Source organism: Catellatospora sp. NPDC049609, from assembly GCF_040675365.1.
GTDB lineage: Bacteria > Actinomycetota > Actinomycetes > Mycobacteriales > Micromonosporaceae > Catellatospora.
The window spans coordinates 1-1,011 of record NZ_JBFAOU010000498.1; the positions used below are offsets into that span (position 1 = coordinate 1).

The 1,011-nt window shown below is 72.6% G+C and carries 2 protein-coding genes; both read right to left on the reverse strand.

The features are described from left to right. On the reverse strand, window positions 1-317 hold a 317-nt coding region (locus AB0J67_RS41395), incomplete at its 3' end, for a hypothetical protein (protein WP_363491332.1). A 93-nt stretch (window positions 318-410) separates the two neighbouring features. Further along, the gene (locus AB0J67_RS41400) at window positions 411-830 is read right to left on the reverse strand and encodes a hypothetical protein (RefSeq protein WP_363491334.1); all 420 of its coding nucleotides are present in this window, start codon (window positions 828-830) and stop codon (window positions 411-413) included. Window positions 831-1,011: the final 181 nt, after the last annotated feature.

The following is a 1,011-nucleotide window of genomic DNA, read 5'->3' on the forward strand; positions in this document are numbered from 1 at the left end:
ACCTGGGTGGCGGTGCGGGCCGGGTTCTCCCGCTTCAACCCGCCGGCCATGTCCAACACTTCGGCCGGGGTGCGGGCGGTGACCTGCGCCGGCCGTGGGACCAGCGCGGCGAACCCGCCCTGGCGGAACCAGCGCGCCCACCGGTCGATCGTGTTGCGGGCCACCACGATCTTGTCCCCGAACGGGCCGTCGTGTTCCCGGCCGGCGATCTGGCGCACCAGCACACCGCGCTGCCGGGTCGACAGGCCCGGGTCGATCACCTCCTGGATCAGCGTGTATCTGAACAGCGCGACCTTGCGGGCCCGTTCGGCCCGCACCCGCGCATCGTGTTCATGGACGTTCAATCCCTGCACCTGCCGTTTCGTCTGCTGCCGGACCTCGGCATCAGACGAAACGGGCCACCACGACCCTCATCGCGGCACCGGCCAGGGCGCACTGGTGTTGATTGGCGCTTTGAGCAGATCCGGTGACAGCAACCGCCCGCCGGTGACCGCAGCCGCCACCCGCCAGGGCGACACCATGAACACCGACAACCCCCACCGATGGGACACCGCGGCGGCAGCCGACACGATCGCCGCGACAGCGTCAGCGAACACTGATCCGGCCGCCGCCGGCGGCACCGGATCAGCATCGACATCGACCAGCACCTGCGTGAACAGTCGCCGCAGCGGCTCAGCCCGCCCACTGAACCTGGCCAGCCAGCCCCGCACCGTCGAACGAGCCCGACCCACCAGCCCTGCCACCCGCCGGCTGCCCGCGCCCGCCGCCCTCGCGACCAGCCCGGCGCCGATCACCTCGACCGCGTCCGCGCGGCGGACCAGCACATTCACCCCCAGGAGCACATGCGACCGCCCACACCTCGCGCACCGGGCCCGCCGCGGCCGCACCCGCGCCCGCCCAGACGGCGTACGCAGCCAACGCGGCCGGGCGAACCCCCACGGCCGCAGCACCCCCGAACACGACACGCCATCTGCCCCGCGAGCAGCCTCTTCTCGACGGCCGCCGTATCCA